The organism is Micromonospora globispora (assembly GCF_003857015.1).
GTDB lineage: Bacteria > Actinomycetota > Actinomycetes > Mycobacteriales > Micromonosporaceae > Micromonospora > Micromonospora globispora.
On the sequence record NZ_QGGF01000404.1, the window covers coordinates 1 to 13,672 of the forward strand.

Below are 13,672 nucleotides of genomic sequence, written 5' to 3' on the forward strand. Positions count from 1 at the left end.
CGGCCAGGGTGGCGGCCCGGGTGGTGGCGGGCGACCAGGCGCTGCCCCGGCGCCGGGCACCGTCGGCGATCGCCTCGACCACGTCGTCGTACTCCAGCTCGGGCCACTGCGCCCGGGCCGGGACCAGGTGCAGCACCTCGCCGTCGCGTACGCCCTGCGGGAGCAGCGCCTGCGCGGTCGCCAGCACCGCCCCGTCGGTGCGGCGGAGCACCCAGCCGCCGTGCCGTTCCCCGTCGTCGGCCAGCCCCTCACCGGCGTGCCGCAGCACCTGCGGTAGGAGCTCGGCCAGGGGAACCTGCTCCGGCAGGGCCACGTCCACCCGTCGCTGAGGGGCGCTGATCGTGACCCGGGCCAGCCCGGTTGTCATCGACGTTTCTCCATATCGAGCGGGAACGGTGGCTGACGGACGAGAGGACTTTACCTACGATGAGCCAGGCTCGGGTTACCGAGAGCCATGGGGGTGTCGATTTTCTCTGCATGTCTATCTATGGTTGCTTGTTGTGCGTAGCGTCTACCGGATCGGTGAGCTTGCCGAGCGGGTGACGTTATCCCCGCGGCAGGAGCTGGTGGAGGATCTGCCGGCGGTCGTGCGCGCCGAGGAAATCGAAGGAGCGGACCTGACCGGGGCTGGTAACCGGTGAAGGTCACGCGCATCGCTTACTCTACGGGCCTGAACGCGGGTAAGTACGCGGCGTTGCGAGAGCAGGCCCGCCGGTTGGGCCGGGTGCGCAGCGAGGTCTGGCAGCGTTACGGCTCGGTCACGGGTGTCGGCTCGGGGTTGAGGGATCGGCAGGTACGTGACCGCTGGTTGGCCGACGGCACGCACGTGCGGTTCGGTGTGCTGGCGAATGCGTGGAAGGAAACCGTCCGCGACGCGATGGCCGACATCGCGGCGAACCTTGCGTCGGCCAAGCTCGAGGTCCGGCGGGCCATCGGCCGGCGCATTAACGATCCGGCCGAGCGGAAGCGGATGCTGGCCGCGCTGGCGGTCGACCGGTGGGCTGCCGATCCTTTCCTGGCTCGGCAGATGCGTAAGCACTGGAGGCGTGGCCGCAGTCGCACAGATCATCAGATCGTGGTGCGCGCCGACAAGTACAACACCGTCACCGACGGGCGGGGCCGGTTGTGGCTGGCCGTCCCGGGCCTCGAGCGCCGCCAGATGGTCAGGATCCCGCTGTCCACGGCCGTCGCCCCGACGGGCACGTTGCGGCTGATCCTGCGCCGGGGTCGGGTCGAGGTGCACTACCAGATCGACGCATCGCACATGCGGTCGTCGCAGCGGCCCTGCGGCGGGCGAATGGTTGGTGTGGACAAGGGCTACACCGAAGCCCTGACCGACTCCGACGGTACCCACCACGGCACCGGTCTCGGCAAACTGCTGACCGCCGAGTCAGACCGGCTGAAGGAGCGCAACCGGCGGCGGGCGAAGCTGCGGTCGATAGCGAACACCGCCGCCGCCCGCGGGGATCACGCGAAAGCGCACCGAATCACGGCCAACAACCTCGGCATCGTCAAGCGCGACCGGCAGGCCGCCCGCCACCGTGCCCAGTTCCGTACGGAGATCTTCACCGCCGTGCACCGAGTCATCGACAAGGCCGCCACCGTCGTCGCCGAAGACCTCACCAAACGCTTCGCCGGACGCAAGACGCTCGGCAAGAACATCAACCGGCGCCTCGCCGGGTGGACTAAAGGAGTCTCCGCCGAGGCCCTAAGAAACGTGTCGGAGCGCAGAGGTTCTGCGCTCGTACACGTCAACGCTGCCTACACCTCACAAACCTGTCACCGCTGCGGTCGGCTCGGACGACGAGGCGGGGACCGGTTTCACTGCACCTGTTGCGGGGTGGTGTGGCAGGCCGACGTGAACGCCGCGATCAACATCCTGCAGCGAGCAGGCGACCCCGACATCGCGCTGCACACCCCACACCACGTGGTGAGGCAGATCCTGCAGGACCGGACCGATCGCCGCCGGACCAGACTGCCGGTCCAGGACTCCAGCCCGGCCACCGCCGAGCGGAGAGCGAACCATCCGAACCGCTCAACAACGAGCAAGAAGTAGGAAGCAGGCTCAGTGTCCACTGTCGTCGTCAAGCGACCGCCGCGGCGTCCGGCGCCCGAGATCCCGGTTGGTGAGCTGCCCGTCGAGGCGCCGCCGGAGATCCCCGTGGTCACCGGCGGACGCTGGCAGCAGGCGCTGATGGTGCTGCCGATGCTCGGCGGCACGGTGGCGATGGCGATGATGTTCGGCCGGGGCGGCGGGGCCTACTCGTACGTGGTGGGCGGCATGTTCGGGCTCTCCTCGGTGGCGATGCTGGTGACCTCCTGGGGCAGCGCCTCCGGCACCCCGAAGAAGTCGGAGATGATGGCCGCCCGGCGGGAGTACCTGCGGCACCTGACCGCGCTGCGCCGCCGGGTCCGGGAGACCGCCGGCCGGCAGCGCGCCGGGCTCCACTACCGGCACCCCGACCCGGGCCGGCTCTGGTCCACCGTCGACAGCCACCGGGTCTGGGAACGCCGCCCGGGCGACCCGGACTTCGCCGTGGTCCGGGTGGGCGTCGGCCCGCAGACCCTGGCCACGCCGCTCGTGCCGCCGGTCACCCGGCCGCTGGAGGAGCTGGAGCCGATGACCGCGGGGGCGCTGCGGCGCTTCCTCGACGCGTACTCGGTGGTGCCGGACCTGCCGGTGGCGCTCTCGCTGCGCAGCTTCGCCCGGGTCTTCGTCCGGGGCCCGGCGGGCACCCGGGGGCTCGGCTCGCCGGACGCCCAGGCGCTGGCCCGGGCCATGCTCACCCAGCTCGCCGTCTTCCACGCCCCGGACGAGCTGCTGATCGCCGTCTGCGTCGGGCCGGAACGACGGGCGCTGTGGGAGTGGGTGAAGTGGCTGCCGCACGCCCACCATCCGAGCCGCACCGACGCGCTCGGCCCGATCCGGCTGGTCACCACCTCCGCGGCCGAGCTGGAACGCCTCCTCGGCGAGGTGCTGGCCAGCCGGTCCCGGTTCAGCCCGGCCGGCCCGGCCACCGACGGTCCGCACGTCGTGGTGGTGCTCGACGGGGGCGACCTGACCGGGGCGACCGACCTGGCCGGCGACGGCGGCATCGACGCGGTGACCCTCATTGACCTGGAGACCCCGCCGCCCCGCCTGCTCGACCGGTACGCCCTCCTGCTCGACCTGCGCGACGGCCGGCTGCACTCGCACTCCGTCGAGGGGTACGCCGAGGTCGGCACCGCCGACGCGCTGGAGGTCACCGACGCCGAGGCGGTCGCCCGCCGGCTCGCCCCGCTGCGGCTCGCCGGTCCGGTACGCGGGCCGGACGCCCCGCCCGGCGCCGAACCGGGCCTGCCCGAGCTGCTCGGCATCGGCGACCCGGAGGGCTTCACCGCCGAGCAGGGCTGGGCGCCCCGGCCGGCCCGGGACCGGCTGCGGGTGCCGATCGGGGTGGGCGCCGACGGCGGCGCGATCGAGCTGGACCTCAAGGAGTCGGCGCAGGACGGGATGGGCCCGCACGGCCTGCTCATCGGGGCCACCGGCTCGGGCAAGTCGGAGCTGCTCCGCACGCTGGTGCTCGGGCTGGCCGCGACGCACACCTCCGAGCAGCTCAACTTCGTCCTGGTCGACTTCAAGGGCGGCGCCACCTTCGCCCCCTTCGAGCGGCTGCCGCACACCGCCGCGGTGATCACCAACCTGGCCGACGCGCTGCCGCTGGTCGACCGGATGGTGGACGCGATCAACGGCGAGCTGGTCCGCCGGCAGGAGCTGCTCCGCCGGGCCGGGAACTTCGCCAGCGTGCGGGACTACGAGCGGGCCCGGGCGGCCGGCACACCGCTGGCCCCGCTTCCCTCGCTGCTGCTGATCTGCGACGAGTTCTCCGAGCTGCTCTCCGCCAAGCCGGACTTCATCGACCTGTTCGTCCAGATCGGACGGCTGGGCCGGTCGCTCGGCGTCCACCTGCTGCTCGCCAGCCAGCGGCTGGAGGAGGGGCGGCTGAGGGGACTCGACACCCACCTGTCGTACCGGATCGGGCTGCGCACCTTCTCCGCGCTGGAGTCCCGGACGGTGCTCGGGGTGCCGGACGCGTACGAGCTGCCCCGCTCGCCGGGGCACGGTTACCTGCGATCCGGCACCGATCCACTGGTCCGGTTCAAGGCCGCGTACGTCTCCGGCGCGGTCCGCCGCCGCGGCGGTCCCGGGGACGCGGCCGACACCGCAGCGCCCCGCCTGCTCGCCTTCTCCACCCACCTGGTGCCGGTGCCGGAGCCGACCACCCCCGCCGCGCCACCGACCGCCGAGGAGGACGGCGGCACCGAGACGTTGCTCGACGTGCTGGTCGGGCGGCTGGCCGGGCAGGGGCCGCCGGCGCACCAGGTGTGGCTGCCCCCGCTGGACCGCTCCCCCTCGCTCGACGAGCTGCTCGGGCCGGTCGGCACCGACCCGGTACGCGGGCTCACCGTGGGCAACCCGGAGCTGCACGGCGCCCTCCAGGTGCCGGTGGCGGTGGTGGACAAGCCGTACGAGCAGCGCCGGGACCTGTTCTGGCTGGCCCTGGACGGCGCGGCCGGACACGTGGCGGTGGTCGGCCAGCCGCAGAGCGGCAAGTCCAGCCTGCTGCGGACGCTGATCTGCGCGCTGGCGCTCACCCACACCCCGGCCGAGGCGCAGGTCTACTGCCTCGACTTCGGCGGCGGGGCGCTGGGCGGGCTGCGGGAGCTGCCGCACGTCGGCGGGGTCAGCGGGCGCTCCGACTCCACCGCGGTACGCCGGACCGTCGGGGAGATCGCCGCCCTACTGGCCGAGCGGGAGCGGCGCTTCGCCGAGCTGGGCGTGGAGTCGATGGCCGCGTGGCGTCGGCGGCGGGCGGCGGCGCGGGCCACCGGGCAGCCGGCGGCCGACCCGTTCGGCGACGTGTTCCTGGTGGTGGACGGCTGGAACACCCTGCGCGCCGACTACGAGGACCTGGAACCGCTGGTCACCGACCTGGCCACCCGGGGCCTGTCGTACGGCGTCCACGTGGTGGCGAGCGCGCTGCGGTGGGCGGACTTCCGGCCGGCGATCCGCGACCTGTTCGGCTCCCGCCTCGAACTGCGCCTCGGCGATCCTGCGGACTCGGTGGTGGTGAAGCGGGCGATGGCGGCGAACGTGCCGGAGAAGAAGCCGGGCCGGGGCATCACCGCCGAGGGGCTGCACTTCCTCGCCGCCGCGCCCCGGGTCGCCGGTCTGGGCAGCGAGACGGGCGACGTGGTCAAGGCCGTCGCCGCCGCCTGGGCGGGCCCGATCGCGCCCCCGGTGCGGCTGCTCCCGCCGGTGCTGCCGTACGCCGAGCTGGATCTGGCTTCGACGGCCGGGCTGGCCATCCCGATCGGGATTGCCGAGGCGGACCTGCGGCCGGTGGTGCTGGACTTCGCGTCGGAGCCGAACTTCGTGGTCTTCGGCGACGCCGAGTGCGGCAAGTCGTCGTTCCTCCGCGCGCTGGCCACCTCGATCATCACCCGGTTCACTCCCGAGCAGGCCCGGGTGATGCTGGTGGACTACCGGCGCAGCCTGATGGGCACGATCGAGACTCCGCACCTGATCGGGTACGGCACCGCCGCGCCGCACACCACCGAGCTGATCGAGTCGGCGGCCAGTTACCTGCAGGGCCGACTCCCCGGCCCGGAGGTCACCCCGGCCGAGTTGCGCAGCCGGTCGTGGTGGTCGGGGCCGGAACTGTTCGTCCTCGTCGACGACTACGACCTGGTGGCGGGCGCTCCGACCAACCCGCTGCGCGCCCTGGAGGAGCACCTGCCGCACGCCCGGGACGTCGGGCTGCACCTGGTGCTGGCCCGCCGTTCCGGCGGCGCGGGCCGGACCCAGTACGAGCCGATCATCCAGCGGTTGCGGGAACTCTCCACCGCGGGACTGGTGATGTCGGGCAGCCCGGCGGAGGGCAGTCTCGTCGGGCAGGTACGCCCCGGTCCACTGCCGCCCGGCCGTGGTCGGCTGGTCACCCGGCGGGAGGGGGTGCGCCTGGTTCAGTTGGCCCATTTGCCGCCCGGATGACCGGTGTCACCGACTGCCAACGTGACTGGCGGGGTAACCGGTAATCTCCGAGCAGCATGTTTCTGTCGTGATGAATGGCTGGGGAATGTGACCAGGGATCGGCACGGAGCTCCGACCGCGACCGGACGGCTCGTCGGACGCACGCTGCTCGGGGTGGCGGCCGCCGTCGCCATGGTGGCCGGTCCGCTGGCTCCGCCGGCGCACGCCGCTCCGGTCGACGCCACCCCGGTCGCGGCCTCATGGCAGGCCGCCCCGCTCTCCAGCCGGGAGCCGGCGTGGTTGTCCCCGGTGGACGCCCCGGGCCGGGTCGACCAGGTCCGCGAGGAGCAGTGGCAGCTCGACGAGCTGCAGGCGAAGACGGCGTGGCGCACCTCCACGGGGCGCGGGGTGATCGTCGCGGTGATCGACTCCGGCGTGGACGGCACCCACCCCGATCTGGCCGGTCAGGTGCTGCCCGGCGTCGACCTGGTCTCCCCCGACGGCACCGACGGGCCGGACCCGGTGGGCCACGGCACCACGGTGGCCGGCCTGATCGCCGGGCGCGACGACGACGACATGGGTGTGGTCGGGCTGGCCCCGGACGCGAAGATCCTCCCCGTCCGGGTGCTCGACCAGGAGAACCGGTACGACGACGCGATGATCGTCGCCCGGGGGGTGCGCTGGGCGGTCGACAACGGCGCCCGGGTGATCAACCTGTCCCTCGGCGGCAGCGGCGACAGCCCGGCCCTGGCCGCGGCCCTCGACTACGCGTTCGCCCGGGACGTGGTGGTGGTCGCCTGCACCGGCAACCTCGCCACCTCGAGCAGCCCCAAGGTCTGGTACCCGGCCCGCGAGCCGGGCGTGATCGCCGTCGCCGGCCTGGAGCGCAACAGCGAGAACCTGTGGTCGGGGTCGATCACCGGCCACCAGACCGTGCTCACCGCACCGGCGACCTCGCTCTTCGGCGCCCGGCCCGGCGGGTACTGGCGGGTGCAGGGCACCAGCTTCGCCGCCCCGCTGGTCGCCGCGACCGCCGCGCTGGTCCGGGCCCGCTATCCGCGGATGTCCGCCGGGGACGTGATCAACCGCCTGCTGGTCACCGCGAAGGACATCGGCCCGATGGGCCGGGACGACCGCTTCGGCTACGGCCTGGTGAACCCGGTCGCCGCGCTGACCGCCGACGTGCCGTCGGTGGGCCGCAACCCGCTTGACGACAACGACTCCCCCGGCGTGGTCGGCTTCGGCGCGGCCCCCGGGTCGGGGCAGGACCGGGCCGCCGGGCAGGGCAGCGACCCGTTCACCTTCACCTCGCCCAAGCAGGCGCGCTGGGCGGCCCGCCCGGCGGGCCAGCCGGCCGACACCGAGCACGAACGGCTCTGGAGCGGCGTGGCCCTCTTCGTCGCCCTGGTCACGGGTGCCGCGCTGGTCATCCGCCGGCTCCGGCAGTCGAACCGTTGACCCGGCGACGGCCGGTCTGACCGGGGCGTCCGCTGGGTAGTGCTGGTGCCATGAGCGCGTCGGGTGAGCACACTCAGGTGTCCACGGCTGAGCGGTCCTGGCGGACCCGCCGTCTCGATCCGGACCATTCGCTGGGCCTCCGGCTCACCCTGGCCGGCACGGCGGCGTTCCTGGTGCTGGTGCCGTTCGCCCTGCTGCTCCTGCTGGTGCTGGCGGCTTGGCCGCCGTTGTACCGGCTCGACGCGTCGGTGACCGACGCGCTGCATGGGTACGCCCTCGACCATCCGGCCTGGGTCCGGCTGATGAGCGTGTGGACGGAGGTCTTCGCGCCCAACCCACTGCGGGGCGCCGCCCTGGTCGTGGTCATCTGGCTGCTACTCCGCCGGGCCCGGCGGCTCGCCCTCTGGGTGGTCACCACGATGGTGGTCGGCGGACTGCTCGGGCCGCTGCTCAAGCTGCTGGTCGGCCGGCACCGGCCGGAGGTGCTGGACCCGGTGGCCCGGGCCGCCGGCTTCTCGTTCCCGTCCGGGCACGCCCTGAACGCCGCGCTGGCCGCCGGGGTGCTGCTGCTGGTCTTCCTGCCGTACGCCCGCGACCGGCGGCCGCTGCGCTGGGTGTTGTGGACGCTCGCGGTGGTGCTCGCGGTGGTGACCGGGCTGAGCCGGATCGCCCTCGGGGTGCACTGGACCAGCGACGTGCTGGGCGGCTGGTTGCTCGGGATCGCCGTCGTGGTCGCCACCTCGGCCGCGTTCACCACCTGGCGGACCGACACCGGTCGGCGGCCGGTGAAGACCGTCCGCGAGGGGGTCGAGCCGGAGCTGGCCGAGCCGGCGACGGCTCCAGATCGCGGCGCGGCGTCAGACGCGCCGAGCTGGAACTGTCGTAGACCGGGCGAGACGCGCCGGGAGCGCGCGTAGTCCGATGCCCCGTGGGGTAAAGGGCGCCCCATGTCCGATGTCGCGGTCCAGATCACCAGGCGCGTCCTGTTGCCGGTGGCCCTGCTCTTCTCCGTCATGGTGGCGCTGGGCCTCCTGGTCACCCGGGTTCTCGCGAAGACGTGGCCGTTCACCGTGGAGGACACGGTCAACCGCGAGCTGGCGGCCGACCGCACGGAGGGCTGGAACAACGTCTCCCTGGTGTTCAGCACGCTGGCCAGCACCCAGCTGATCGTGGTGGTCACCGTGCTGGTGGCGCTGGTGCTGCGGCTGGTGCTGCACCGCTGGCGGGAGCCGCTCTTCCTCTGCGCCGCGGTCAGCGCGCAGGCGCTGGTCTTCCTCTTCACCACCATGGCGATCGACCGCCGCCGGCCGGCCGTGGAGCACATGGACGTCTCTCCGCCGACCTCCAGCTTCCCGTCCGGGCACACCTCCGCGGCGGTGGCGCTCTACGTCGGCATCGCTGTGCTGCTGGCGCTGCGGGCGAAGAGCACCCCGGCGAAGGTGACCTGGTGGGCGCTGCTGATCCTGGTGCCGATCGGGGTCGCGCTGACCCGGATGTACCGCGGCATGCACCACCCCAGCGACGTGGCGGCGTCGTTCCTCAACGGCGGCACCTGCGTGGCGATCATGGCCCGCGCGGTGCTCGACCGCACCCTCACCTGGGGTCGGGCCAAGCTGCCGGTCGGCCGGTCGGGCGACGACGTGGCCGCCGCCCGCGCCTCCGCCGGCGGCTGATCCGGAGGCCCGCCGGGGGCCGGCGCCGCCCGCCGGCTCAGGTGCACTCGCCGGTGCCGACCTCCTGGGTACGCTCCGCGCCGGCCAGCGCCACCGGCCTCGCCTCCTCGGCGGTCACCGCGAACCCGGTGTTCGGGTCGTCCGCCGCCGCCGCGAAGATCACCCCGAGCACCAGCCCGTTGGCTGAGACCAGCGGGCCGCCCGAGTTGCCGCTGCGGACCAGCGCCCGGATCGTGTAAATCTCCCGGGTCACGTCCCCGGAGGAGTAGATGTCGGGCCCGGTGATCCGGTCCACGTCCCGCACCCGAGCTGGCCGGGCGTCGTACGGGCCGTCGAGGGGGAAGCCCAGCACGATCGCGTCTGCCCCGGTGCCAGCCTGCCCGGCGGCGAAGCGCATGGACGGGCCGGGCAGGTCGGGCACGTACAGCACGGCCAGGTCCCGGTCCGGGTCGTAGACCACCACCTCGCCGTCGTACCGCTCGCCGCGCAGCTCCACCGAGACCGAGCGGGTGCCGGCCACCACGTGGGCGTTGGTCATCACCCGGTCGTCGGCGTACACGAAGCCGGAGCCCTCGATCCGGCGAGAGCAGCTCGGGGCGGCGCCCAGCACCTTCACCACCGACCGCTGGCTGTTCGCCACCACCTGGGAGCCGGCCAGCGCCGGGTCGGGCGGGGAGACCTGCCGGGCCCGGGTCGGCGCGAGGTCACCGAAGACGTCCGGGAAGCCGTTGGTGTCGACCGTGTCCCGCAGCGCGGCGGACAGCTCCTGCGCCTTGTCGGGCAGGATCCGGTCGACCACGGTGAGCACCGCGCTGTTGCGGACCGAGGAGGCCAGCCAGGGCAGCGACGACGAGCCGAGCGGCACCGCGACCAGCCAGGCGACCAGCATGACGGCGAAGAGCGAGACGAACGCCCCGCCGACGTCGTCGATCTTCCTGGCCGTCGGACCGGTGATCGCGGCCCGGAGATTCGAGCCCAGCCAGCCGGCGACCGCCTGCCCGAGCACGGCGAGCCCGAAGACCGCGACCAGGGAGATCAGCACCCGGGTGCCGCTGTCGACGAACTGCCGGGCGATCAGCGGGCCGACCTGGAGACCGAGCAGCGCGCCCAGGAAGAACCCGGAGAACGACAGCGCCCCGATGACGAAGCCCTGACGGTATCCGCTGATCGCGAACACGAGCATGAGCAGGAGCAGGACGAGATCCACGGCGGACACGCGTCAAGGGTACGGGCACCCGGCTCGGGACAGGTTCACCGCTCGCTGAACGTGACCGTCAGGTCAGCGGACCCGCCATCTCGTCAACCTCGTCGGTACCGGCCGAGGGCGCCGGGGTGGCCGCGGTCGGCGGCAACTCCACCACCCGGCCGCGCGGCCACGGGCGGGCCCAGCCGCCCATCTCCAGCAGCGTGGCCAGCACCCCGGCGGTGAAGCCCCAGACCAGCATGCCGCGGGCCGAGAAGGCGGGACCGATCCAGCCGCTGGGGTGGCGTACCCGCATCCGGTTCTCCGGGTCGACCAGCTCGGCGATCGGCAACCGGGCGACGTGCGCGACCTCGGCCGGCTCCCGCGGATGGACCGGGTGCGGGGCATGCCACCAGGCCAGCACCGGGGTGACCACGAAGTCGCTGACCGGGATCCAGAGCTTCGGCAGCTCGGCGAGGACGGTGACGCTGGTCGGGTCGAGCCCGACCTCCTCGTTCGCCTCGCGCAGCGCGGTGGCGCTGGCGTCGGCGTCCTCCGGGTCGGCCGCCCCGCCGGGGAAGGCCGGTTGGCCGGCGTGATTGCGCAGGGTGGCGGCGCGCTGGAGGACCAGCACGTCGGGGCCGTTGCCCGGCTCCTCGCCGAGCAGCACCAGGACCGCGCTCTCCCGACCGCCGCTCTCCGGGGTGGCGAGCCGGGTGAAGTCCTCGGCGCGGGCGGTGCCGAGGCGGGTGAGCAGCGGGTCCAGCCACTGCGGCGGCTGCCGGGTCATGCCGCCACCTGCACGCCGAGGTGCCGGCGGACCAGGTCGGCGAGGGTTGCGTCGTCGAGGGCGCCGGAGGCGTCGGTGTGCCGGACCCGCCCGTCGGCGTCGACGAAGAGGGTCAGCGGCAGCGCGTTCCGGTTGAGCGCCCGCTGCAGGGCGTCGCCCTGGTCGACGAGCATCGGGAACCGGACGCCGAAGTCCTCGCCGATGGACTGGGCGGAGCTGCGGCTGTCCCGGCTGTTGACCCCGATGACCTGGAACCGACCGGCGGAGCGTTCGCTGAGCCGTTGGAAGGCGGGCAGTTCCTTGCGGCAGGGCGGGCACCAGGACGCCCAGATGTTGATCACCGCGGGGCCGCGCACGTCGCGCAGCGCGACCGGGGCGCCCCCGGTGAAGCAGGAGAGGGACAGCTCGGGCAGCGGCTCGCCCTGCGTACCGGCGGGCGCGGCAGCGGCCGAGGCCGGCGCCCGAGTCAGCGCGGCACAGTCGGCGAACGGTGAGGGGCGCTCCGCCCGGGTAGCCGCCGGCCGGGCCTCCCCGGGGTCGGCCGCGGTGCAGCCGGCGACCGCCAGCAGCACCGGGACGAGCAGGGCCGCGAGTCGACGGCTCACGGCGCCTCCGCAGCGACCGCCTGCTGCGGCACCAGCTCGGGGTCGATTCCGACGGCCGCCGCGAGGTCCCGGGCACGGGGACCCTTGAGCAGCTTCGCGGCCGCCGCCGGCTCGGTCGGCCCGGTCCCATACGACGGGCAGAGCTTCGCCAGCGTGCAGGCGCCGCAGGCCGGCTTGCGGGCGTGGCAGACCCGCCGGCCGTGGAAGATGATCCGGTGCGACAGCATCGTCCAGTCGCGCTTCTCGTACAGCGCGCCGACGGCGTGCTCGATCTTGACCGGGTCGGTCTCGGCGGTCAGCTGCCACCGGTGCACCAGCCGTTGGAAATGCGTGTCGACGGTGATGCCCGGGACGCCGAAGGCGTTGCCGAGGATCACGTTGGCGGTCTTGCGGCCGATCCCGGGGAGCGTCACCAGGTCGGCCAGCTTGCCGGGGACCTCGCCGCCGTACCGCTCGCAGAGGGCTCGGCCGAGGTTGATCAGTGAGCTGGTCTTGTTGCGGTAGAAGCCGGTCGGCCGGATCAGCTCCTCCAGCTCGGCCCGGTCCGCGCCGGCGTAGTCGGCGGCGCTGCGATAGCGGGCGAAGAGCTTCGGGGTGACCTCGTTGACCTTCTTGTCGGTGCACTGCGCCGAGAGGATGGTGGCGACGGAGAGCTCCAACGCGTTGGAGTGGTCCAGTTCACAGTGCGCGTCGGGGTGGGTCTCGGTCAGCACCCGGCCGATCCGCCGGGCGCGGCGCTTGCGGCCGAGATCGGTCTCGGGGGGACTGATGGTCACGCCGGCCAGCCTACGTCGCGGGGGCGACGTCCCGACGGGCCCACGCGGGCGCGGCCCGCCTACCCGGCCTGCGGCGCGGTGATCCGGCCCGCCGCGTCGAGCCGCGCACCGGTCTTCGGGAAGTCGGCCCGGCTCACCTGCCGGACCAGCCCCAGGCCGCGGGCGTCCGGGTCCATCGTCGGCCGGCCCACCCCGTTCAGGTACGTCGAGGTGAAGGTGCCGTCCACGAAGCTTCCGTCCGGCTTGAGGGACACCTTCAGCACCCCGCCCCAGCCGAGCCGGCCGGAGCTGTTCAGCATCTTCCCGCCGGCGGCGAAGTTCCCCAGGCTGTACGCGATCAGCCGCCCCTGGTAGACCTCCATGCCGCGCAGCACGTGCGGGCCGTGCCCGACGACCAGGTCGGCGCCGGCGTCGATCACCGCGTGGGAGAAGCGGATCGGGTCGCCCCGGTTCTCGCCGAAGAACATCTCGGTGCCCGGCTTCACCCGGCTCCGGTCGGCGCCCTCCGCCCCCATGTGCACCTGCACCACGACCACGTCGGCCACGGTCGACGCCTTCTCGACGACCTTCTTCGCCGACTCGATGTCGATCAGGCTGTTGGACCAGACGTACGACGAGAAGCCGAGGACGGCCACCTTCACGCCCTCGACCTCGACCACGGTGATCTGGTCGGGGGCGCCGGTGTGCTTGAGCCCGTGCTGCTCCAGCGCGCGCTGGGTGTTCCGGTAGCCCTGGGGGCCGTAGTCGTAGCCGTGGTTGTTGGCCTGGTTGAGCAGGTCGAAGCCGGCGTCGCGCAGGTGCGCCGCGTACTCCGGCGGGGCCCGGAACTGGAAGCAGTTGGTGGCGTCCGCCCCGCACTTGCCGGTTCCGGTGTCGTCGGTGAGCGGCTCCTCCAGGTTGCCCATCACCAGGTCGGCCTTGAGCGCCGCCTTGACCTGGTCGAAGAACCCCTCGCCGTCGTTCGCGGGCAGCCGGGACGGGGCGTTGCCCATGATGATGTCGCCGGTCGCGGAGAGCGAGATGGTCTGCTCGAGGACGTCGACGGGTTTCGTGGACTCGAACGGGACGGGTGAGCCGGTCGACCCGCCGCCCTCGCCCGGCTGCCAGACCGGCGCCGGTGCGGCCGCCTCCCCGCAGCCGGCGAGCAGCAGCGCGGCGAGCAGCATGCCGAGCC

12 protein-coding genes are annotated in these 13,672 nt (G+C 73.4%); 6 read left to right on the plus strand and 6 right to left on the minus strand.

What is annotated here, in order from left to right:
• Window positions 1-367, minus strand: a 367-nt coding sequence (locus DKL51_RS21545; protein ID WP_185734873.1) for an EsaB/YukD family protein, incomplete at its 3' end; no start/stop codon positions are given.
• 133 nt (window positions 368-500) lie between these two features.
• On the opposite strand from DKL51_RS21545, the gene DKL51_RS35085 reads away from it, so the two are divergent.
• From DKL51_RS35085 to DKL51_RS21570, 6 genes are all read left to right on the plus strand, one after another.
• Window positions 501-641: a hypothetical protein gene (locus DKL51_RS35085; protein ID WP_185734874.1), complete on the plus strand. Its 141-nt coding sequence runs from the start codon at window positions 501-503 to the stop codon at window positions 639-641.
• Entirely contained in the window at window positions 638-2,056 is a 1,419-nt protein-coding gene (locus DKL51_RS21550) for an RNA-guided endonuclease TnpB family protein (RefSeq protein ID WP_124812420.1), read from the plus strand. Before DKL51_RS35085 ends, DKL51_RS21550 begins: the two co-directional genes overlap by 4 nt.
• Before the next feature lie 12 nt (window positions 2,057-2,068).
• Window positions 2,069-6,034 (plus strand): type VII secretion protein EccCa, encoded by a 3,966-nt coding sequence (gene eccCa / locus DKL51_RS21555; RefSeq protein WP_124812421.1) that lies wholly within the window; start codon window positions 2,069-2,071, stop codon window positions 6,032-6,034.
• A gap of 171 nt (window positions 6,035-6,205) precedes the next feature.
• Window positions 6,206-7,471, plus strand: a complete 1,266-nt coding sequence (mycP, locus tag DKL51_RS21560; RefSeq protein ID WP_109947550.1) for a type VII secretion-associated serine protease mycosin — start codon at window positions 6,206-6,208, stop codon at window positions 7,469-7,471.
• 50 nt (window positions 7,472-7,521) lie between these two features.
• Entirely contained in the window at window positions 7,522-8,388 is an 867-nt protein-coding gene (locus DKL51_RS21565; RefSeq protein ID WP_109947526.1) for a phosphatase PAP2 family protein, read from the plus strand.
• Between the two features lie 30 nt (window positions 8,389-8,418).
• Entirely contained in the window at window positions 8,419-9,144 is a 726-nt protein-coding gene (locus DKL51_RS21570) for a phosphatase PAP2 family protein (RefSeq protein ID WP_109947527.1), read from the plus strand.
• A 37-nt stretch (window positions 9,145-9,181) separates the two neighbouring features.
• Here the strand turns inward: DKL51_RS21570 and DKL51_RS21575 are convergent, their stop codons facing one another.
• From DKL51_RS21575 to DKL51_RS21595, 5 genes are read right to left on the minus strand one after another with little or no spacing between them, the layout of a single operon-like run.
• The gene (locus tag DKL51_RS21575) at window positions 9,182-10,360 is read right to left on the minus strand and encodes a MarP family serine protease (protein WP_109947528.1); all 1,179 of its coding nucleotides are present in this window, start codon (window positions 10,358-10,360) and stop codon (window positions 9,182-9,184) included.
• A gap of 58 nt (window positions 10,361-10,418) precedes the next feature.
• On the minus strand, window positions 10,419-11,117 hold the full coding sequence (locus DKL51_RS21580; RefSeq protein WP_109947529.1) for an NUDIX hydrolase: 699 nt from the start codon (window positions 11,115-11,117) through the stop codon (window positions 10,419-10,421).
• Window positions 11,114-11,722, minus strand: a complete 609-nt coding sequence (locus DKL51_RS21585; protein WP_109947530.1) for a TlpA family protein disulfide reductase — start codon at window positions 11,720-11,722, stop codon at window positions 11,114-11,116. Before DKL51_RS21585 ends, DKL51_RS21580 begins: the two co-directional genes overlap by 4 nt.
• On the minus strand, window positions 11,719-12,498 hold the full coding sequence (gene nth / locus DKL51_RS21590) for an endonuclease III (RefSeq protein WP_124812422.1): 780 nt from the start codon (window positions 12,496-12,498) through the stop codon (window positions 11,719-11,721). Before nth ends, DKL51_RS21585 begins: the two co-directional genes overlap by 4 nt.
• A 59-nt stretch (window positions 12,499-12,557) precedes the next feature.
• Window positions 12,558-13,664 carry a CapA family protein gene (locus DKL51_RS21595; RefSeq protein ID WP_109965855.1) on the minus strand — a complete coding sequence of 369 codons (1,107 nt, stop codon included), beginning with the start codon at window positions 13,662-13,664 and terminating at the stop codon, window positions 12,558-12,560.
• Window positions 13,665-13,672: the final 8 nt, after the last annotated feature.